The 20097-nt window shown below is 59.2% G+C and carries 17 protein-coding genes; 6 read left to right on the top strand and 11 right to left on the bottom strand.

What is annotated here, in order from left to right; translation table 11 throughout:
* Positions 1-230: 230 nt before the first annotated feature.
* Positions 231-806 (bottom strand): NADPH-dependent FMN reductase, encoded by a 576-nt coding sequence (locus ACVWZU_RS12430; protein WP_457445198.1) that lies wholly within the window; start codon positions 804-806, stop codon positions 231-233.
* A gap of 187 nt (positions 807-993) precedes the next feature.
* Positions 994-3315: a spermidine synthase gene (locus ACVWZU_RS12425; protein WP_457445196.1), complete on the bottom strand. Its 2322-nt coding sequence runs from the start codon at positions 3313-3315 to the stop codon at positions 994-996.
* A 268-nt stretch (positions 3316-3583) separates the two neighbouring features.
* On the opposite strand from ACVWZU_RS12425, the gene ACVWZU_RS12420 reads away from it, so the two are divergent.
* Positions 3584-4522 carry an alpha/beta fold hydrolase gene (locus ACVWZU_RS12420; protein ID WP_457445194.1) on the top strand — a complete coding sequence of 313 codons (939 nt, stop codon included), beginning with the start codon at positions 3584-3586 and terminating at the stop codon, positions 4520-4522.
* A gap of 67 nt (positions 4523-4589) precedes the next feature.
* Here ACVWZU_RS12420 and ACVWZU_RS12415 read toward each other — a convergent pair whose 3' ends face one another.
* Entirely contained in the window at positions 4590-5072 is a 483-nt protein-coding gene (locus tag ACVWZU_RS12415; RefSeq protein WP_457384360.1) for a pyridoxamine 5'-phosphate oxidase family protein, read from the bottom strand.
* A 196-nt stretch (positions 5073-5268) separates the two neighbouring features.
* Between ACVWZU_RS12415 and ACVWZU_RS12410 the strand changes: the two genes are divergently transcribed.
* Complete coding sequence (locus ACVWZU_RS12410; RefSeq protein ID WP_414349692.1) at positions 5269-5490, top strand: high light inducible protein; 222 nt, start codon at positions 5269-5271, stop codon at positions 5488-5490.
* A gap of 579 nt (positions 5491-6069) precedes the next feature.
* Here ACVWZU_RS12410 and ACVWZU_RS12405 read toward each other — a convergent pair.
* From ACVWZU_RS12405 to ACVWZU_RS12395, 3 genes are all read right to left on the bottom strand, one after another.
* Positions 6070-8256 (bottom strand): CHASE2 domain-containing protein, encoded by a 2187-nt coding sequence (locus ACVWZU_RS12405; protein WP_457445191.1) that lies wholly within the window; start codon positions 8254-8256, stop codon positions 6070-6072.
* A 175-nt stretch (positions 8257-8431) separates the two neighbouring features.
* Positions 8432-10570: a polyribonucleotide nucleotidyltransferase gene (locus tag ACVWZU_RS12400; RefSeq protein WP_457445189.1), complete on the bottom strand. Its 2139-nt coding sequence runs from the start codon at positions 10568-10570 to the stop codon at positions 8432-8434.
* A gap of 59 nt (positions 10571-10629) precedes the next feature.
* Entirely contained in the window at positions 10630-10911 is a 282-nt protein-coding gene (locus ACVWZU_RS12395) for a MoaD/ThiS family protein (RefSeq protein WP_457445187.1), read from the bottom strand.
* Between the two features lie 251 nt (positions 10912-11162).
* On the opposite strand from ACVWZU_RS12395, the gene ACVWZU_RS12390 reads away from it, so the two are divergent.
* Together ACVWZU_RS12390 and ACVWZU_RS12385 are read left to right on the top strand one after the other, a co-directional pair.
* Positions 11163-12080: an arylamine N-acetyltransferase family protein gene (locus tag ACVWZU_RS12390; RefSeq protein ID WP_457445185.1), complete on the top strand. Its 918-nt coding sequence runs from the start codon at positions 11163-11165 to the stop codon at positions 12078-12080.
* 59 nt (positions 12081-12139) lie between these two features.
* Positions 12140-13780, top strand: a complete 1641-nt coding sequence (locus ACVWZU_RS12385; RefSeq protein WP_457445183.1) for a 2-isopropylmalate synthase — start codon at positions 12140-12142, stop codon at positions 13778-13780.
* On the opposite strand, the gene ACVWZU_RS12380 is transcribed toward ACVWZU_RS12385, so the two are convergent.
* The 4 genes from ACVWZU_RS12380 to ACVWZU_RS12365 all read right to left on the bottom strand — a co-directional run bounded on the left by ACVWZU_RS12380 (position 13777) and on the right by ACVWZU_RS12365 (position 16376).
* Positions 13777-14838: an ABC transporter ATP-binding protein gene (locus tag ACVWZU_RS12380; RefSeq protein ID WP_457445181.1), complete on the bottom strand. Its 1062-nt coding sequence runs from the start codon at positions 14836-14838 to the stop codon at positions 13777-13779. The genes ACVWZU_RS12385 and ACVWZU_RS12380 overlap by 4 nt on opposite strands.
* Positions 14839-14971: 133 nt before the next feature.
* Entirely contained in the window at positions 14972-15175 is a 204-nt protein-coding gene (locus ACVWZU_RS12375) for a phycobilisome linker polypeptide (protein ID WP_011433055.1), read from the bottom strand.
* Positions 15176-15341: 166 nt separating this feature from the next.
* Complete coding sequence (gene apcB / locus ACVWZU_RS12370) at positions 15342-15827, bottom strand: allophycocyanin subunit beta (RefSeq protein WP_011433054.1); 486 nt, start codon at positions 15825-15827, stop codon at positions 15342-15344.
* 63 nt (positions 15828-15890) lie between these two features.
* Complete coding sequence (locus ACVWZU_RS12365; protein ID WP_414331342.1) at positions 15891-16376, bottom strand: globin family protein; 486 nt, start codon at positions 16374-16376, stop codon at positions 15891-15893.
* A gap of 342 nt (positions 16377-16718) precedes the next feature.
* On the opposite strand from ACVWZU_RS12365, the gene hslO reads away from it, so the two are divergent.
* Together hslO and ACVWZU_RS12355 are read left to right on the top strand one after the other, a co-directional pair.
* The gene (gene hslO / locus ACVWZU_RS12360) at positions 16719-17609 is read left to right on the top strand and encodes an Hsp33 family molecular chaperone HslO (RefSeq protein ID WP_414406715.1); all 891 of its coding nucleotides are present in this window, start codon (positions 16719-16721) and stop codon (positions 17607-17609) included.
* Between the two features lie 47 nt (positions 17610-17656).
* Positions 17657-18661 carry a glycosyltransferase family 2 protein gene (locus ACVWZU_RS12355; RefSeq protein ID WP_457445179.1) on the top strand — a complete coding sequence of 335 codons (1005 nt, stop codon included), beginning with the start codon at positions 17657-17659 and terminating at the stop codon, positions 18659-18661.
* Here ACVWZU_RS12355 and ACVWZU_RS12350 read toward each other — a convergent pair.
* Complete coding sequence (locus ACVWZU_RS12350) at positions 18653-19915, bottom strand: YcjF family protein (RefSeq protein WP_457396359.1); 1263 nt, start codon at positions 19913-19915, stop codon at positions 18653-18655. The two genes, ACVWZU_RS12355 and ACVWZU_RS12350, sit on opposite strands and share 9 nt — an antisense overlap.
* Positions 19916-20097 lie beyond the last annotated feature (182 nt).

Here is a 20097-nt window from a genome sequence, read left to right as displayed (position 1 = left end):
AGACTTTTGACCAGCAAACCTATATGGAGGAGGGCTTTCCTCCCGACACCAAGCCTGCGGCTATGGTGCGGGCCTCCAGCCCGAAAATTTGGTGAAAGATTTGGTTTTCATCTCTCACCCAGCCCCAGTGTAGTCTGTCTGCAGCCGTCCTTCATGGCTTCCTAACTTCCCTGGGGTTGGTCGCGGAACGCTTGGAGAGTGTCTCAATCTAGTTTGGAATGACTGTAATTTCAGGAAGGCTTCACCACTGGGATCCCGCGCAGCTTGTGAGTATGGGTCACCAAGCTCTGGACAAAGTGTTGAAAGCGCTGTTTTAGCTTCTCGTCTTTGAGATTGCCTTGCTCGTCAAAAGCGCTCCAAGCCCGACCGATGGCGATCTGCTCGGGGATTACCCAGCCATGCACCCAACGCACAATCAAGCGCATCTGGTTCAGGGTATTGCTGTTGCTCTCGCCGCCCAAAACGCTGATCAACCCGAAGACCTTGCCCTCCAGTTGCTCAAAGCTCAACAGATCCAGGGCATTTTTCAGGCTGCCGCTGATGCCGCCGTGGTACTCCGGGCTGGCTAGGATGATCCCATCCGCCCGCTTCATGGTTGCTCGTAGGACTGCCACATCGGGATAATCCGCATAGGACTCCGAGCCATCCACAAAGGGCAACTTCATCTGCCGCAGATCGAGGATGTGCAACGGGATCCCCAACTTCTCAAACTCGCGCCGCGCCACCTCCAGCGCCTGGTACGTCAGGGAATTGGGCCGCAAGCTGCCCCCGATTGCCACGAAACGAGCCGCAGAGGTTTCAGCCATGGTGGTTTGAGGATTGCCAGTGAGGGCTTGTAGAGGAGACATGGGCCGGACTCCCGAGCAGACATCAGTTACGTTGCAAACAATCATAACTCATACCAACTTCGAGTTGTAAAGATTTCCTTAACTTTTCTGCTCCGCAACGCTAACACGTTTGCCGAAGGGTCGCGTAGCGATAGCAGCCGGATTCCTATCCAGAACTGGGGATCTGGATACCCTTTAGCAAAGGGATCCGGGGCCAACGGATCACCTGCAGCAGGTTGGAAAAATCATCCCGCCAGACGGGATCCCCGGCTTGGGGCAAAAGGGGCTGCCAGGGATCCAGTTCCTGCAGGACTCCAGAGTTTTGGGCCAAAGGGCTCCGCCCTGCTGAGGCGGTCGTCGAAGCGTCGCGCGGCGATAACAGCACCCAGTGGGAAGGGGCCAGCCCCGCCTGGCGTTGCTCAGGGGAGAGATCCCGGTGGTCTTGGTGCCAAGCGTGAAGCTGCAGGGATCCGGCCAGGCCGGCCAACAGCGGGGCCAAGTCGAGGTGGCGGTTGGTGATGTTGAAGAGCAGCCAGCCCTGGGGCTTGAGCTTGCTGAGGTAGAGGGCCAAAGCCTCTTGCGTGAGCAAATGCACCGGCACTGCGTCAGAGCTGAAGGCGTCCATCACCATCAGGTCATAGCTGCCCTCTGGGATCCCCTTGAGGCTGAGCCGGGCATCACCGAGGATGACCTGCACCCGCGCCCGCGTCTGGGCCCACCGGAGATAGGAAAAATAGCGGCTCGCCCAATCGGCCACGGTGGGATCCAACTCGAAAAACGTCCACTCATCCCCTGGCTCGGCATAGGCGGCCAACGTGCCGATCCCCAGCCCCAACACCGCAATGGCGGGCGTGGGATCCACAGTCTGGGCTCTGAACGCCGCAAACACCTGCCCAACCGGCCCAGACCGAGAAAAATAGGTCAGCGGCTCCAGCGCTTTTTCCGGATCCAAGTTTTGGCTGCCGTGTAGAGTGGTGCCGTGCAGAAGGCCACGAAAGGATCCCTGCTCAGTTTGGTATTCCACGATCCGGTTGAGGCCGAAGGCGCTGCGCTCGCTGTGGATCACCTGCAGTCCCGGCTGCAGCCAGGGTTGCCCCAGCAGCACAACCAACCCCGCCATTGCTCCCACCCAACCGACCTTGGCCTGCCAGCCAGGGGCTCCGCTCTGCTGCTGTGAACGGCTCTCCCCTGACACCAACAGCGCCAGCACCGCCCAGCCCAACGCCAAACCCACCCCAGCGCCCACCTGCAGCAACGCCTGCGGCTGAAAGTGCAACAGCAGCAAAGGCAGGAGCAGCCCCAGCCCCAGCCACAGGCCCACCCGCCCCCCCTGCGCCCCCAGCACGGCCAGCGACATCCCCAGCAACAGGGGATATTCCAGCACCGTCTCGAACACCTGCGGTGCCAAGAGGGCAGAGAACATTCCCCCCAAACTCCCCCCCAAAGCCAGCCACAGGTAAAACTGCGTCAACTGCTTCACCGGCGGGCGACGGCAAGCTAACCGGCTGTGGCAGCCCCAGCTCACCAGCCCAAAGGTGATCAGATGCAGCGGCAGAAGCAAAAAACCGGGCCTCACCCAGCCCAAGACCTGTACCCCCACCGCCCCGCAGGCCAGAAGAGCTGTTGTTCCCAAAACCCCCTTATTGGGGTGGATCCCCCCGAAAGCCAGCATGAATGTCAGCAGATAGATCCCCAGGGGGATGGCCCACAACAGGGGCACCGCCGCCACGTCGGTGGTCAACAGAGTGGTGACCGCCACCAACAGGCCCGCCGGCAAAAAAGCCAGCCCCGCCCAGCGCCAACGCTCTCGCCAGGAAACAGTCAAATCCCCCAGAGCAGCGCCGGATCCCTGGGAATCCGCCCCACGTTCTTGTGGCTCGGCAACGCCGTTGCGACCGAGCAGCAGACCCACCCCGCTCAGCAGCACCAGGGCTGCCACCAGCGCGTAGGATCCCGTCCACAGGTGAGTTTGCCAAGCCAAAGACAGGCGGGGCTCCAACAACAGCGGGTACCCCAGCAGCCCGCCCAAGCTGCCGGCATTGCTGGCCACATAGAGAAAATAGGGATCCAAAGCCTCCCGTTGCCCCGCGACCCCTCTTGCCGCCAACCCCCGTTGCAGCAACGGCGTCGTCGCCGACAGGAGAAACAGCGGCACCCCAGCTCCCAAAGTCAAGTTTGCCAACAGAGCGAGAGGGGGCCACCATCCTTCCGGTTGGCCGGGGATCCCCAATTGAAAGGGCAGAAGCCTCAGCCCGACCAGCAGCAAGATCCCGTGGATCAGCACCCCCATCCTGGGATTGAGGCCGCGCCCCAGCCGATCTGCCCACAGGTAGCCCAAAAGCAGGGTGGCCTGAAAAAAGGCCAGGCAGGTATTCCACACCAGGGGGGATCCCCCCCACAGCGGCAACAGCAACTTGCCCAGCAGCAACTGTCCCCAGAAGAGGCAAAAAGCGCTACCAAACAAGCTGAGGCCAACTAGCCAAACCAAAGCCGACCCACCGCAAAACCCTCAACTGCCAGTATTCCCCACTTTCTCCCGGAAGCTTGAGATGGGATGTTGTAGCCGCTTGGTGGTGCCCCTTGGGATCACCCAACTCAGAGGAAGGCCGATCCTTGTTCCTCGATTCAAGTGCGCCAACGGGTGGAAGGGGGCCACCCTCCGCCAGTACTCTCAGTTGCCCCGATCACAAGGACTTTGTCCCGCTGTCGCGAACGGTTAGGATCGCAACGCTGACTCAAACCTACACTGCACCCCCATGTTGCCATGCAGCGCCAACGCGAACACAGAGCATCGCTGGCTCTGGCGTGACCAGCCCATTCGCTACCAACAGTCGGGATCCACAGGCCCAGCCGTGTTGCTCATCCATGGCTTTGGGGCCAGCAGCGACCATTGGCGGAAAAATTTGCCGGAGCTGGGGCAGCACTGTCAGGTGTATGCGGTCGATTTGTTGGGGTTTGGGGGATCCGCCAAGCCCCTGCCGGGATCCCCTTTGCCCTACACCTTCGAGACCTGGGGATCCCTGGTGGCAGACTTTGTCCGAGAGGTGGTGGGCCAGCCAGTCTATCTGGTGGGCAACTCGATTGGCTGCATTGTGGCTTTGCAGGCGGCGGTTCTGGATCCGGCCCAGGTTTTGGGGGTGGCGATGTTGGATCCCTCGCTGCGGCTATTGCACGAGCGGAAACGGGGCCAGGTCTCCTGGCTGCGCCGCCAGTTTACCCCTTTGCTGCAATCCCTGCTGGGGTGGCCCCCCTTTGGTCGTTTCTTCTTTGCTCAGGTGGCCCAGGCTAGGGCCATTCGCAATATCCTCCTCCAAGCCTACGGGCGCAAAGAAGCGGTTACCGAGGAGCTGATCCAGCTTTTGCTCAAACCCGCTTTGGAGCCGGGGGCGGCAGAGGTCTTTTTGGCCTTTGTGCGCTATTCTCAGGGGCCTTTGGCTGAAGATCTCTTGCCTCAGCTCACCTGTCCCGTCTTGATCTTGTGGGGGGAAGCGGATCCCTGGGAACCCATTGCTCTGGGGCAGGCCCTGGCAGAGTTTCCTTGCGTGGTGGGGTTCATCCCATTGCCGGGGGTCGGCCATTGCCCCCAGGATGAAGCCCCCGAGCTGGTCAACCCGCTGCTTTTGGATTGGATCCGGGATCCCACCCGAAAACCTGAGAAAGGACTCCATTCTCTCCCCCCAGAAGAGGGGAGCTAGGAAGCGGCGCAGCAAGAGCTTCCCTGGGCTCAAGGATGGCGCGGGCTGCCCTTGGAATTCTCATAATCTACGCCCGACCAAGGTGCTCCAGTTGATCCAGGTTGGGGCCCCTCAGCCGGAATGCCTGGCCAAACCCCTGGATGAAGCTGCCAGCTTTGGGGACGATCTGACAGAAGTGAAAATCCGCCAAGCCCAGGATCATCTCGGCAATCTCGTACTTGGCGCGGTAGAGGGCTTCAAACCCCTGCGCCTGCGCCTCCTCGCGGCTGAGAAACTGGGCTTCTCCGCTCACCATCACCCGCGGCAGGGCATGGTTACTGCGGGGATCCCCTGGCGTAGGCGGCTCGTGGATGAGTAGCGCGGCCCGGGGATCCGCCCGCAAAGCCTGGGTGTGGCCAGAAAGATCGCTGATGACAATGGCAAAGCGCAAGGGATCCCGCTGCACCACAAAAGGCACCAACGACACCGCCGGGGATCCCTGCTCCAGCACCGCCAAGCTGGCCACCGGCTGGCCATCCAGCAGCATATTTAACTGTTCCAGCACCGACATGGTTGTCCTCCAGTCCCCTTGCTATTATCAGCTCCCCTGTACTGGGACAAGAGCCACAACCCTGCTTACAGGCTGTTCCTGGCCTGGTTGAACTCTGCCCGGCAGCTCGGAGCGTTGGGCATTAACGTTGTAAATAAAACTTTACAATCCTACGCAAAGCGAGCTACGCTGGGAAAGAAAGCACGAGGAGAACCCTATGACCCGATATCGCTCCGTTGTCGTCGAAGAAGGTGGTCGGCTGAACAACTACGCCATCGAGCCGGAAATGTATGTGGACAGCACCCCCCGCGTGGGCTTCACCGAATATGCAGAGCGCTTGAACGGGCGTTTGGCAATGATCGGCTTTGTTGCCCTGATCCTGTTTGAAGCTCTGTCCGGTACCACCCTGCTCGGCTGGCTGCAATCCCTGGGCCGATAAGCCAAAGAGCGCTTCCTAGGAAGAGGGCTGTCTCTAATCGCCGATTGACTGTTCGCGATAGTGGGACGGAGTCCTCACTTTGCTGCACAGTTCTCTACAACCTGATGTGCAAACGCTAGGCAGTTGTGCGAGTGTGCAGGGAGCGGGTGGTTAGGTTTATGTTTCTAGACCCCAGCTACCGTTTGAAATGTACCCCAAGCTCTGGGGGAAGTGACATACTCCCATCACTGACCCTACGGGTACAGTGTGGGCTTCTCGCTTCATTGGGGAGCCTACGCAAGAACCCTCTGCGAGCAGACACGGGATGTCCCACCGCGTAGCTGCACCAGATTCCGGCAAAAGCCGTTTTGTGCAACTACTCTCACCATACACCATGTGGGGGTATCTGTATCCCGACACTGACGCTACGGGTACAGTGCGGGGCTTAGCTAACCCCACACCCCGACAAGCTAACGCCTGTGGAGACTCCTCTGGCGGGGTGGTAGGTCTAAAACCTACCGCTAGTCAAGGGTTGCTGAAGCAGGAAGAAAGCAACAGCGCTGAGCAAAAATCTGTTCTGTTCAGTGCTGTGTAGGTCTTTCAGAGCGGCATCTCCCAGTGCAGCTCGACATGGGTGTGGCCTTCCGGGGTGCGGGTGCGATGCCAGGATCCCTTGGGTAGATAGCGGGCGATGGTGTTCATGGCCTTGCTGCCGTAGCCGCCGCTGAGGCCGGGAGCGTACTCGATACCATCGTTGACCACGGAAAGGCAGCAGTGGCGCTCCGTTTGGGCCAGCGACACCTTGACAAAGGAAGCATTGCCTTTGGGGGGTTGTACATGGGCGATGACATTGCCGATGGCCTCCCGCAAAAAGCGCAAGATGTCTTCTCGCTGATCAAACCACTCGCCGGTGTTGGGCTCCTGCAGCGGTTGCAGTTGCCGCTCTACAGATAGCGTTAGGCTGCCCGATTGGATCAGTTCATCCAGATAGATCTCGATGCCTCGATGCAGCCCTTCTCGTAAGCTGGGGGAGATGCGCAGCTTGGCAGCTAGAGTGCGCACATCGTTGAGCTGATTCCGGATCCCGCGTCCGATCCTCTCCAGTTGCTCGAGCAGGTGGTCGTAGACGGTGGGATCGGGAGCTTTTCCCTGGTGCTGCTGCCATTGCAAGCTCTCCAAGTTGTCCATCACCACCTTCAGCTCCTGCAGCTCGCGATCGTGAATGTCGGTGGCTACTCGGTAGAGCAGCTTGCGAGCCTGGTCAATGGCGGCCTCCTGTTCGGCCCGACGCAGACGCTCCAATTCCTGCTGTTGGGCCAAGAGCCGCTCCTGATTCTCCACAATGATCAAAGTGAGCAGCAGGCTTACCCCCGTTAGCCCACTGGCCAGGGCCGGCAAGACGAGAGGCCAAACCCAACGCCACAGCAGAAACTGGGCCACAGCCCACCCTTCGTAAACGGCAAGCCCTACCATGGGTCGCAGGAGAAACTGCTGTTGCTTCCAGCCCCAATGGCTCAAAAGTGCTCCGCACCGCTGACGCGAACGTAGGGGGGGACGATAAAGCACCAAAAGCAGTCCCGTTCCCACTCCCAGCAGCAAGACCACCGCAACCGCCACCCCCCCCGGCACGGATTGGTAGACCTCCCCGGTGAGCAGGCTGGAGAGGACTTGCGCCTGCAGCTCCACCGCCGCAATCTGGGATCCATCCGCAGTCCGCACTGGGAAGGTTTCGGGGTAGCCGCCCACAAAACCCACCAGGACAATTTTGTCCCGCAATTGGTCGGCAACTTCGGGATCGAGGGGAGGGATCCCTTCTTGGCCGCGGCAGGCTTGGCTGGGGTTGATCATCGGGGCAAAAGACCCGGATCCTGCCTGGAGAACAGCTGGAGGGCAAACCCGTTCGATGGGGATGATGGGGATCCCGTGCTGGGATCCGAGGGGGTTGAATTGGATCGGCTGCAACCCCCGCTCGCGAAACCAGCGGCTGGCCCGCTCCGGGTCGTATTTGGCAAAAGCCAGAGCCTCGACCGAGGCGAACATCTGCTCCTCTTGGCTGTCGCGGCGCAGGTAGAGCCCCCGCAACTGGGCCTGGCGCAGGATCCCGGCCCTATCCACCCGATATTGCACCACCCCCTGCACATGCTCTGGCGGCACCAGGTACTCCAGCCGCAGAGAAGAGAAGGGCAGAAAATGGTTGTAGATGTTAATCTCGGAGCGGCCAAAGCTCTCGCTGCTGCGGGTGGCCAGGACCAAGCGATCTGGGTAGCGCTGCACCACCTGACGCAGAGGGGCATCTAAGTTCTCGTTGCCCAGGTTTTGAGGTACCACAAAGCTGCTGGGCAGGTTTAGCACCACCACCCTGGCCTCAGCTTCTTCCAGTAGACGCAACGTCAGGCCGGCGTAGTTGGCCCGTTCCAGAAGGAAGTCAACTTGATGTTGGCCAAGGTGCTCTGCACCACTGGTGCGGCCATTGCTTTCCCCCTGTCCGCTGTTCCCGTTAGCGGGAACGTGCTCCGCACCGCTGTCGCGATCGAGTCCTATACGACCATCAATGCCGACGATCACCACCTCGGGAGAAGGCTGCTGAGGGCCACGCCAAGCGTACAGCCACTCCTGGGCGTCGCTCTCCATCCGCACCAACAAAGGATGCTGAGCAGAAAGGTTAAGCAGAGCAGCCCAACCCAAGCCCCAAGCCAACGCCCAGCCCAGCCGCCGCCGGGAGGGGGATGGTCGAGCCGGAGAAGTATAGCCTTGGCCAACGAGAAAGGGAGGGACGGGATCCGGCATATTGCAAAGGGCTTTGCACCGCTGACGCGACCACACGAACGGCAGTGCAGACGCGAGCCAGCTAAAAAGCGCTCCGCACCGCTGTCGCGATGGAGTTTTCTCTGCCATTTTGGCCGCTGCCGGCGGCTGTCGAGGGGATCCCTGGCCCCCCCGTTGCTGGGGGAAAACCGCAGCCTCAGTGGTGATGGTTGCGCACCCGCGCTGCTTCCTCAGGGCTAATGCCGAGGCGAGTGAGGTTGATACGGCCTTTGTGATCGATGCTGCGCACCTTGACCACCACCTCATCTTCCACAGCCACCTCGTCTTCCACCCTGCCGACGCGGTACTCCGCCAGTTGCGAAATGTGGATCATGCCCTCTTTGCCGGGCAAAAACTCCACAAAAGCGCCGATGGGGATGATGCGGGTCACCTTGCCCAAATACACCTGCCCCTCTTCCACCCGCCGCACCAGATTTTCGATCATCGCCCGCGCCGCCTCCGCCTGGCCGCCTACCGAGGAAGACACGGTGATTGTGCCGTCGTCGCTGATGTCCACCTTGGCCCCTGTCGCTTCGGTGATGCCGCGCACGGTCTTGCCACCGGGGCCGATGATCTTGCCGATGTCCTCCGGATCCACCTTGAACGTGAGCAGACGGGGAGCTGTTTTGGCCAACTGGGGTCGAGGCGCAGCAATCGTCTCCAGCATCTTGTCGAGGATGAACTCGCGTCCGGCCTTGGCTTGCCGGATGGCCTGTTCCACCACGTCAACGGTGATGCCGGTGATTTTCATGTCCATTTGCAGAGCGGTGATCCCCGCCCGCGTACCGGCCACCTTGAAGTCCATGTCGCCCAGAAAGTCCTCGATCCCCTGGATGTCGGTGAGGATGCGCACCTCGTCCCCCTCCTTGATAAGACCCATGGCCACCCCGCTGACCGGCGCTTTGATCGGCACCCCAGCATCCATTAGAGAAAGAGTGGAGCCACAGACGGATCCCATCGAGGTGGAGCCGTTGGAGGAGAGCACTTCCGACACCACCCTCACCACATAGGGAAACTCCTCTTCCTTGGGCAGCACCGGCACCAAGGCCCGCTCCGCCAGCGCCCCATGACCAATCTCCCGCCGCCCCGGGGAGCGTGAAGGCCGCGTTTCTCCCACTGAAAAGCCCGGAAAATTGTAGTGGTGCATGTAGCGCTTCTCATCCACCGGGTGCAAGTCGTCCAGCTCCTGGGCATCGCCGGGGGTGCCGAGGGTGGTAATGGAAAGGACTTGGGTGAGGCCGCGGTTGAACAGGGCACTGCCGTGCACCCTTGGGATCAAACCCACCCGGCAAGAGACCGGTCGCACCTCGTCCAGCTTGCGCCCATCCACCCGCACCCCCTCTTGCAGGATCTGCTGGCGCATCAGCTTCTTGAGCAGAGCCTTGAACTGGTTGTCCAACTCTTTGGGGTTTTCCAGAAGATAGAGCCGCAAGGGATCCCCCTCTGGCCGTTCCTGGATTTGGGCCTCCAGCTTGGCCTTGAGCTCCTCCAGTTGCTGTTCCCGGCTGGTCTTGTCCAAAAACTGCCTGAGAATGGAGCGAATGCCCTCCTGAGCCTGCTCTTCTACAAAGGCAATCAGCTCCTCGTCTTTGGGGGGAGGGGGCAGCTCTACCGGGGTGATGTTGAGATCCGCCAGGACTTGCTGTTGGGCTTTGAGCAGCTCCTGGATGGCCTCAAAACCAAACTCGATGGCCTCCACCACATCCTTTTCCGGCAGTTGGTTGGCCCCGGCTTCCACCATGATCACGCCATCGGCACAGCCGGCCACCACCAGATCCAGATCGCCCGCCTCAATTTCGGCATAGGTGGGGTTGAGGATAAATTCATCCTTGACCAAGCCCACCCGCACCGCCGCCACGGGGCCATTGAAGGGGATGCGAGCGCCGTGAATGGCTAACGAGGCTCCCAAAATACACAACACATCGGGCGGCACCGTATCATCTACAGAGAGGGTGGTGGCCACCACCTGCACATCATCCCGCAGCCATTCCGGGAACAACGGACGAATGGGTCGGTCTATTAAGCGAGAGATCAAAGTGGCCCGTTCCGGTGGCCGGCCTTCTCGCCGCAGATATCCCCCTGGGATCCGCCCCGCTGCGTAGAGGCGCTCTTCGTAATCCACCAACAAGGGCATAAAATCAACGCCAGGCCGGCCTGGCTGCCGTGTGGCGGTAACCAAAATCGAGGTTTCGCCCGAAGTCAGCCAAACCCCACACCCTGCCTGGGGGGCCATCAGCCCAATATTGATGTCAATTTCCCGCCCATAAAAGGAAATCGACCGAGTATATTCTGCCATGTAACGCTTCGCCTTCTTTTTTTCTTGCCGCTATCGTAGCATTCTCCTTCTGTGCCTTTTCAGCCCCCGCTGACCGGAGGGATCAGAACGACTTCGTCTCCCGCCGATAGGGGAGTGTCGGCAGCTACAAAATTGAGGTTGAGACCGAAGCGCGTTTGGGAGCGCCAAGGAGCCAAGCTGGGGTAGCGCTGGATCAGTTGATCGCACAGCTGCCCGACGGTGGTACCGGGGCTCACCTGCAGGCGCATCTCGGTTTGTCCGATTACTTCTTGATAGACGGCAAAGAGCTTCAGCGTGATGGGAAAAAGCTCATCGGAGAGCAAATTTTGGGCAGCAGCCATCGGTAGCGCTCCCACCTGCTTTGGACGGTCTTGTAAACCATCTTGGGCAAGCTTGGGCCTGGCCGTCCACCAGAATCCTCTGCCCATATCCTGGCCATCAGGGATCCCTACAGCCACAGAAAAATCGGCTCCGGGGAAAAGATGCCGTCTTTCAGATTCCAGTGAACTGTTCTTCTGGCTCTGGCCGGGGATCCGGGGCAAGGCTAGGGTAGGCCAAAAGCTTGCTTGGCAGCCAACCGGTTTCTGTGCTGATGCTAGAGCCACTGACCCCCTCCCAAATCAGGGCCTACTTGGATCGGATCGGCTACGTTGGCCCCACCCAGCCCACCCTGCAAACCCTCCGCCAGATCCACCTAGCCCACCTGCTGCGGGTGCCGTTTGAAAATCTGGACATTCATCGGGGTCGTGCCATTCGCCTGGAGCGGGATTTCTTGTTCCAAAAAATCGTCCGAGAGCGGCGGGGCGGCTTTTGCTTTGAGCTGAACAGCCTGCTGGCCGCTGCCTTGCAGGGAATGGGGTTTTCGGTACACCTGCTCTCAGGACAGGTGAGCCGGTCGGAGTTCGATGTCCGCTTTGGGCCTGAGTGCGACCACTTGGCTGTGCAGGTGAACATCGGCGATGAAGCCTGGCTGGCAGATGTGGGGTATGGGGAGGCCTTTCGCGAGCCGTTGCGGCTGGGGGATCCTGGGGTTCAGGCCCAGGCTGAAGGACGCTACCGCCTCACCCCTTGGCCAGGGGATCCCACCGCTCGTCGGTATTGGCTCGTTCAGCAGGAACAGCCGGATCGCACCTGGAAAACTCTATTTCTTCTGGATCGGATCCCACGCTCCCTGCAGGAGTTCGAGCCCATGTGCCACTTTCACCAAACTTCGCCAGAATCGATGTTTACCCGGCTGCGCCTTTGCACCCTGGCCACTCCGACCGGACGGATTACCCTCACCGCCCGCGCCAATGGCTCTTTTAAGTGGATCGAGACCACCCCAGAAGGCCGCCGGGAACGCCCTCTCAGGGATGAGAAAGAGTATGAACAACTGCTCGCCTGCGCCTTCGGGATCCACCTTTCTCCATCTCCTTCTGCCGCCGCTGGGGATCCCAGGGGAAAGGTTGCAAGACCCAAGCCCAATGACGTCTCAACAGAGCCCACCCAAATCTTCCCCAAACAAGGCTAGAACCCCTGCCAGTTAATGTCAGAATAATGAGGTAGTGTTTCGTTATCCCAGTAACCGTTATGGATGCTGCCGCGGTCGCCGGGTTTGATGGCCAAGCTTTGGATCATGTACTCATTTTCGACACCACCCTGCGAGACGGGGAGCAGTGCCCCGGCGCCACCCTCAACACCGAAGAAAAGCTGGCCATTGCCCGGCAGTTGGCCCGGCTGGGCGTCGATATCATCGAAGCGGGGTTTGCCTATGCCAGCCCCGGTGACTTTGAGGCCGTGCAGAAGGTGGCCGAGCAAGTGGGAACGCCCGATGGCCCCGTGATTTGCAGCCTGGCCCGTGCCCTCAAGCCGGACATTGAGGCAGCCGCTGCAGCCCTGAAGCCCGCTGCCAAGCCCCGCATCCACACCTTCATCTCCACCTCCGACATTCACCTGAAGTATCAGTTGCGCAAAACCCGCGCCGAAGTGCTGCAAATTGCCGAGGAGATGGTGGCCTACGCCAAGTCCTTCGTGGAGGATGTGGAGTTCTCCATGATGGATGCCACCCGCTCTGACCCAGAGTTCCTATACCAGGTCATCGAGGCGGCCATTCGGGCGGGGGCCAAAACCATCAACATCCCCGATACCGTCGGCTACGTCATGCCGGAGGAGTTCGGCCAACTGATCAAGGGCATCCGCGAAAATGTGCCCAACATCAAGCAAGCGATCCTTTCTGTGCACGGCCACGACGATCTGGGCGTCTCGGTGGCCAACTTCTTGGAAGCGATCAAGCAGGGCGCACGTCAGGTGGAAGTGACGGTCAACGGCATTGGTGAGCGGGCCGGCAACACAGCCCTGGAAGAGTTGGTGATGGCCCTGCATGTGCGGCGCAGCTACTTCAACCCCTACTTCGGCCTGCCGGTGGACTCCGAGAAGCCCCTCACCCACATCAAAACTCAGGAGATCTATCGCACCTCGCGCCTCGTCTCCAACCTCACTGGCATGTTGGTGCAGCCCAACAAGGCCATCGTCGGCTCCAACGCCTTTGCCCACGAATCCGGCATCCACCAGGACGGCATGCTGAAGAACCGCCAGACCTATGAGATCATGGATGCCCAGACCATCGGCCTGCAATCGAGCACCTTGGTGTTGGGCAAGCACTCGGGCCGCAACGCCTTTCGCACCCGCCTCAAAGAACTGGGGTTCGAGCTGTCGGAGCAGGATCTGAACAAGGCCTTCTTGCGCTTCAAAGAGCTGGCTGACAAGAAAAAAGAAATCTCCGACCTGGATCTGGAAGCGATTGTTAACGACGAAACTCGCCCGGTGCCCGAACTCTACCGCCTGGAGCATGTGCAAGTGGTGTGTGGCAATCGGGAAGCTCCCACCGCCACGGTGCGGCTGGTAACCCCGGAAGGAGAAGAGCGGGTGGACGCTGCTGTGGGCACAGGCCCGGTGGATGCGGTGTACAAGGCCATCAACCGCATCGTCAATATCCCCAACAAGCTGATCGAGTTTTCCGTCCAATCGGTTACCGCTGGCATCGACGCCATTGGGGAAGTCACCATCCGCCTGCGCCACGAAGACCGCATCTTTTCCGGCCATGCCGCCAACACCGACATCATCGTCGCTTCGGCCCAAGCCTACATGAATGCCCTCAACAAGCTCTACTCTGCGCTGCATGCGGCGCGCTCCACTCCTGAACAACGGGAGGCCGCCACACAAAAAATCTAAAGGTGCTCTGCACCGCTGGTGCGAACGCTTTGGGGGCTGCCAGAAGGGATCCCATCCGCAAACACCCGCCCGATCACTTCCTCGATGGGCGGGTCGGTTACCGTTAGATCCAGCACATCCAGCTCTGCCAAGAGCTTGGCCACCGTTTGGGTGAGCTGCTCCCGCTGCACCCACAGCCGCGCCTCACAGCTGCCCGGATCCCCGTCCGTGCGCACCTCTCCATAGAGCTGCAGTTGAGCCACAGGGCAAGGGCGAGCCAATTTCAACCTCACCTCTCGGTAGGGGGCAAAGCGCTCCAGCAATGCCTCGAGGTCGCCATCGTAGATGAGCTGCCCCGCGTTGATGACCAGCACCCGTTGGCACAGCGCAGTAATATCGGCCATGTAATGGCTGGTCAACAGCACCGTTGCTCCGTAGCGGCGGTTGTAGTCCCGCAGAAATTGCCGCACACCAGCCTGGGCGTTGACATCCAACCCCAAGGTGGGCTCGTCCAAAAACAAAATCTGCGGGCGGTGCAACAGAGCCGCCAACAGCTCCGCCTTCATCCGCTCCCCCAGCGAGAGCTTGCGCACTGGTTGCTTCAGCTTGCTTTCTAGGTCGAGCAGCTCCGCCAGCTCCCCCACCCGCTCCCGAAACTCCTTCTCAGGGATCTCGTAAACGGCAGCGTTGATGCGCAAAGAGTCCATTGCCGGCAGATCCCAAATGAGCTGCTGCTTCTGCCCCATCACCAGGGTGATCTGCCGCAAAAACGCCGGCTCCCGGCGGTAAGGCACATGACCCACCACTTGCACCGTGCCGCCGGACGGATAGATCAAACCAGTCAACATCTTGAGGGTAGTGGTCTTGCCCGCCCCGTTGGGCCCCAAAAATCCCACCATCTCCCCCGGCTGAACTTGAAAGCTCACGGACTGCACTGCCGGGATGTGGCGATAGGTGCGGCGAAAAAAGTGGCGCAGGGTGCCAACCACTCCGGGATCCTTGACGGCCACCGGGTAAACCTTGCTCAGGTTGTGGGCAGCGATGATTGGCTCCAACCGGGTCGGCACATCAGGCAACATCTACCCCCACCCCTACAAAACGGCCAGATCCGCTACCCCAACCCCAAGAACAGAGCTTCCAGAGCTGGGCATACCGGATCTGCAGAGGGCTATTTCTCAGTATCCGAGGGAAAGCAACGAACGAATAGGGGAACTACAGCAGTCCTACGTCCATCCCAGGCTTACCCGTGGCCAGCTCCACCTTCAGGATGCGGCCACCCGATTTCTGGATGCGCTGCTGTTCCCGAAACCAGTTCTCATAGGGCACCAGCTTGGTGAAGTAGGTATTTTGCAGCTCCCGCTGGGTGCGAATTCGGGTTTGGCTGGGCACACAGGCCGTGATCTTGAACATGCGCATGATATGGGATCCCCGCTCAACAACAAAATGGGCTATCTTGACCAGCAAAACAGGCGACTCACCCCAGAAAGCTCGCGTACTTCAGCTAGCACACCAGATCCCTGTGGCAAATCGCCCGCCGTGCTCGTTGAAGAATGCACCTCCCCTGAGGCAATGACGCCGGGAGTTAGCTCAGGCCAGAGCAGATGTAATCGAAGTACACCCCCATTTCCTTGCCGGCCTCAGCACCCACCAGAGCGGCAGTTACCTCTTTCATGGCTTGGATGGCCTGGATGGTTGCCCCAATGGGCACTCCCAGGGAATTGTAGGTCTCCTTGAGCCCGTTCAGCACCCGCTCGTCCAGAATGGAGGGATCCCCGGCCAGCATGGCGTAGGTGGCGTAGCGCAGGTAGTAGTCCATGTCGCGGATGCAGGCAGCATAGCGACGGGTGGTGTACATGTTGCCGCCAGGACGGGTGAGATCAGAGTACAGCAACGCCTTGGCAGCAGCATCCTTGACGATGGTGGAGGCATTGGCCGCGATGGTGGCAGCCGCCCGCACCCGCAGCTCGCCTGTGGCGAAGAAGGCTTTCAACTTCTCCATGGCCGAGCTGTCCAGATACTTGCCTTGAACATCGTAGCTGTTGATTACAGCAGTAATTGCGTCTTGCATGATGAGCTTCCTAAATCCAAATCGGTGAACAGCAAAAGGTTGTGCGGCAAGAACAATGAGGGACTAGCTCATTGCCCCTACCACAAAGTCGAAGTAGTAGCCGGCTTCAGCCGCATCGTCAGGAGAGAGCAGACCCATGGCCACCTGCTTCATTTGACGAATGCTCTCGGCCACCGCCGGAATGGGTGTGCCCAGGGAGTTGTACATCTCGCGGACACCCACCAGGCCGATCTCTTCGATTGGGGTGACATCGCCGGCAATGACACCATAGGTGATCAGGCGCAGGTAGTAGTCCATATCCCGCAGGCAAGTCGCCGTCATCTCTTCCCCGTAGGCATTGCCCCCCGGAGAGACAATGTCAGGGCGCTTCTGGAAGAGCTGGTCGGCAGCTTGTTTGACGATGCGCTCACGAGACTCGGTTAAGACTTGAGCAATGCGCAACCGCTTCTCACCCGAGGCAACAAAGGACTTGATCCGATCCAGTTCCCCCGGGCTGAGGTAGCGGGCCTCCGCGTCCGCGTTCACAATCGATTTCGTAACAACACTCATGGATATCCATCCTCAAGTCGATTTTTTAAAGAGTATGACGAGCATACCCGCAAGTTATTTTCCGATATGCTTGCCGTCTGCCATCTCAGATCTTCACACTTCTTAAAATCTCTCCCAGAAAAGGGACAGTCCCATTCCCGCCCCGACAGGGCAGTTCCCTCCCCAAAGTCCGGCAAGAGAGGGGCTACAATCTCACTTAGACTCACTTAGAATGAAGGCTGAGTCGCCAGGGGATCCCTGCAGGCTTGGTTTAAGACATGCGTTGAGGTTGCGATGACGGATGCCTCTGGGTCAGAACGATTGAAGCGAGCGAAAGGTATTTCTGAGGGTACGCCCTCATCTCTGCCGGATCACCTCATCCGGGCCACGGCGGCAGAAGGCAAAATCCGAGTGGTGGGCTTGGTGGCCACCCAGGCGGTACAAGAGGCAAGGGAGCGGCACAAGCTCTCCTATGTGGCGACAGTGGCCTTGGGGCGGGCCATGAGCGCAGCCCTGTTGCTGGCGGCCAACTTGAAGCGACGCCAGGCGCGGATTAACCTGCAACTGAAAGGGAATGGCCCCTTGGGCAACATCTGGGTGGATGCCGGCTTGGATGGCACGGTACGCGGGTATGTGAGCAACCCCGCCATTGAGCTTCCTCTCACTGCCGAGAGCAAGTTGGATGTGGGCCAAGCCGTTGGGCGCTATGGCTACCTCCATGTGCTGCGGGATCTGGGGTATGGCCAGCCTTACACCAGCGCGGTGGAGCTGGTTTCGGGAGAGGTGGGAGACGACATCACCTACTACCTCTCCTCCTCAGAGCAGATTCCCTCGGCAGTCCTTCTGGGAGTAAATCTCGACTCACAGCGGGTACGCGCCGCCGGCGGAGTGTTGTTGCAGCTGATGCCAGGGGCGCCGGCCAGTCTGATCCCAGAGATGGAAGCCCGTTTGGCCAAAGTGGAAGAATTTAGCCCGATGTTGGCTTGCGGCGGCGGCTTGCGGGAGCTGTTGCAAATCTGCCTGGGCGACTTGGATCTGAAAATTGCGCCGGAAATGCGCACCATCCGCTTCTACTGCAAGTGCAATTCCGACCGAGTGAAGGGGGCCCTGCGCATGCTGGGGCGGGACGAGTTGCTCGATATGATCCACACCGACAAGGGGGCAGAAGCGGTTTGCCAATTCTGCAACGAGGTCTACCGCATCTCGGAAGACGAGCTGCGCTCGATTGTGGCGGAGATGTCGGCCACCCCCTGATGGCACAATGATGGCCAACTACGGGATCCCGATTCTGACACCTCTCGATGTTGTCTGAGCCCCCGGTTGAGTTGGTTGAATTATCGGTTGTTGTCCCCTGCAAAAATGAGGCGGACAACCTGGAACACCTGTTCGAACGCCTGCAACTTACCTTGGAGCCGCTGGGGATCCCCTACGAGATTATCTGCGTCAACGATGGCAGCCAAGACGACACACTGGAAAAGCTGATCGCCTTTCACCATCAGGATCCCCGCATCAAAGTGGTGAACCTTTCCCGGTGTTTTGGCAAGGAGATCGCCCTTACTGCCGGCCTCGATCACGCCTCTGGTCGAGCTGTTGTTCCCATCGATGCCGACTTGCAAGATCCGCCGGAGCTGATCCCGGAGATGCTGCAGCAGTGGCGGCAGGGCTATCAGGTGGTTTATGCGGTGCGCCGCAGCCGCCGCGGGGAGAGCTGGCTAAAACGCTTTACAGCCAACGGCTTCTATTGGTTGATTGATCAACTCAGCCAGGTGCGGATCCCGCGCAATACGGGGGATTTTCGACTGCTGGATCGGCAGGTGGTGGAGGCAGTTAAACAGCTGCGAGAGCGCACCCGCTTTATGAAAGGGATCTTTGCCTGGGTGGGCTACCGGCAAACGGCCATTTTTTACGATCGCGCCCCCCGCTTTCGCGGCAAAACCCAGTGGAACTACTGGCGGCTGTGGAACCTAGCCATAGAAGGCATCACCTCTTTTAGCTCTTGGCCGTTGCGGGTGTGGAGCTACATAGGGTTGGCGATCTCGGTTCCAGCCTTTTTGTATGGCCTTTTTCTCATCATCCGCACCTTGCTCTTTGGCTCCGATGTACCTGGCTATGCCTCTTTAGCGGTGATGATCTTGTTTTTGGGCGGGATCCAGCTGATCAGCTTGGGCGTGATTGGCGAGTATTTAGGCCGCGTTTTTGAAGAAGTGAAAGGCCGCCCCCTCTACCTGGTCGATGGCACCTTTGGGTTTGAGACCCCACGACCTTCCCCTGCCCTAGATTCAGTACCTACGCAAAAGCTAGGATGAAAAGTCATCTTTCAGAGTTTTGGATCCCGAGGCAACATAACTTTGGTACTCGCGTATAAAGATATCTTTCATCTCTTCTGGAGATAGCTGGATCCCTTGGATTTTGGCGCGGGCGATGGCCTTCATCAGCTCGATATAGGCCAGGCCCAGAGAGAGAGTGAGGGTGGCTGCCGTAGTGGATTGGATAGCGCTGCCTACAATCCCCGGGCCGGGAATCATCTTCAGCAAGTTGGACACAATCGTTCGCCCGATTGCTGTTGTAATTGTAGTGCCTGCCAAAGCGGCTATCAAAGAGTAGTAAAAAGAAGGGGAAGCCTCGAAGCCAAAAATAAAGCTGATATTGGCAATCATGCCTGCTTGGGCTGTAACCAACAGAGGGGCATCTGCAAAGGGAAGGGGCACTGCCCCGATAAACGCTGCACTGGCCACATAGCCTGATACGTACTTAAAGGCAGCCTCGGCTTTGAGATCCACCCGCAGCAATTGCTGGCGGATAAAGGCAAGGCGAGCCACTTCCGGCAAAAGCTCTAGCGTGCAGCCAATTAGGTGCTCCAGCCCGTGGGCAGGAATGGTAATTTGCCGGTTAATCGCCTTGTTGCGGGCCAAAACGGGAACAATGTAGCGGACAGGCAAATTTTGATGCTGCAAATACCGGAAAAACTCGCTCTCTTCAGGATTGGGATATTCCAAGCATTGGGTTAAGACCAAGATGACGGGAACGTCTTTGAGTTCCAACTCCTTTAGCCATTTGCGTTCAACTTCCTCCAACCGCTTCAGTTCGTGGTGGAGGCAGTACCAAACAAGATGGATGTGATGTTCAGGATCCTTAAAGCGCAGCTCCTCGATAAGCTGGGAAACCTCCAGGCGAACTTGCTGATTCTGTTCACCGTCTAGTTCCATGCCAGGTGTATCGTAGATGGTGATTGGGCAACCTGGCTTGGAATACTGACGAATGTGGCGGGTGACGGGGCTGCCAACACCGGTACGGGCCAGCTCATCTCTAAACACTGCATTGACCAAGGTGCTCTTGCCCACCCCGCTTTTGCCAATGACCAGGATGTTGCAGTGGCCCAACTCTGTCTGCGCCTCTAGGAGGTCCTTCTGTAGTATCTGAGACACCGAATTCCAGAAAGACTTAAAGGCTTCTGGCTTCTCGAGAGATTCAGAAGCTTCTGGGATGCCTCGGGCACGGTCAACAATTTGGCGGGTTAGGTCAGTCAGTTTCTCTAAGAAGGATGGGCTTTTCTGAGACATGCTTCTTGCTTCTTCCCCTAAGGCCGATAGCCCCACAAAGGTAGTTCAGGGCGGATCCTACTGCCAAGTTTCTTCCGATACCGGAGAGTAAACTACCCGGCTCCGACCGCTAAGCGGTACGGAGCGGGCTTTCAGTAGCCCTGAGCCTGCTCTGCTCTACCAGAGAACAAAACAAGCCCGGA

The sequence above is a fragment of the Thermostichus sp. MS-CIW-26 genome, assembly GCF_054059115.1.
This window is presented reverse-complemented; position numbering and strand designations above follow the sequence as displayed.

Excerpts from the sequence above, each read along its gene's own strand:
- ACVWZU_RS12405 (WP_457445191.1), bottom strand. The coding sequence starts at position 8,256 with ATGCCGGATCCCGTCCCTCCCTTTCTCGTTGGCCAAGGCTATACTTCT.
- ACVWZU_RS12375 (WP_011433055.1), bottom strand. The coding sequence starts at position 15,175 with ATGCGCATGTTCAAGATCACGGCCTGTGTGCCCAGCCAAACCCGAATT.
- ACVWZU_RS12390 (WP_457445185.1), top strand. The coding sequence starts at position 11,163 with ATGCTAGAGCCACTGACCCCCTCCCAAATCAGGGCCTACTTGGATCGG.
- ACVWZU_RS12415 (WP_457384360.1), bottom strand. The coding sequence starts at position 5,072 with ATGTCGGTGCTGGAACAGTTAAATATGCTGCTGGATGGCCAGCCGGTG.
- ACVWZU_RS12400 (WP_457445189.1), bottom strand. The coding sequence starts at position 10,570 with ATGGCAGAATATACTCGGTCGATTTCCTTTTATGGGCGGGAAATTGAC.
- ACVWZU_RS12385 (WP_457445183.1), top strand. The coding sequence starts at position 12,140 with ATGGATGCTGCCGCGGTCGCCGGGTTTGATGGCCAAGCTTTGGATCAT.
- ACVWZU_RS12350 (WP_457396359.1), bottom strand. The coding sequence starts at position 19,915 with ATGTCTCAGAAAAGCCCATCCTTCTTAGAGAAACTGACTGACCTAACC.
- ACVWZU_RS12430 (WP_457445198.1), bottom strand. The coding sequence starts at position 806 with ATGGCTGAAACCTCTGCGGCTCGTTTCGTGGCAATCGGGGGCAGCTTG.
- ACVWZU_RS12380 (WP_457445181.1), bottom strand. The coding sequence starts at position 14,838 with ATGTTGCCTGATGTGCCGACCCGGTTGGAGCCAATCATCGCTGCCCAC.
- ACVWZU_RS12410 (WP_414349692.1), top strand. The coding sequence starts at position 5,269 with ATGACCCGATATCGCTCCGTTGTCGTCGAAGAAGGTGGTCGGCTGAAC.
- ACVWZU_RS12365 (WP_414331342.1), bottom strand. The coding sequence starts at position 16,376 with ATGAGTGTTGTTACGAAATCGATTGTGAACGCGGACGCGGAGGCCCGC.
- apcB (WP_011433054.1), bottom strand. The coding sequence starts at position 15,827 with ATGCAAGACGCAATTACTGCTGTAATCAACAGCTACGATGTTCAAGGC.
- ACVWZU_RS12395 (WP_457445187.1), bottom strand. The coding sequence starts at position 10,911 with ATGGCTGCTGCCCAAAATTTGCTCTCCGATGAGCTTTTTCCCATCACG.
- ACVWZU_RS12420 (WP_457445194.1), top strand. The coding sequence starts at position 3,584 with ATGTTGCCATGCAGCGCCAACGCGAACACAGAGCATCGCTGGCTCTGG.
- ACVWZU_RS12355 (WP_457445179.1), top strand. The coding sequence starts at position 17,657 with ATGTTGTCTGAGCCCCCGGTTGAGTTGGTTGAATTATCGGTTGTTGTC.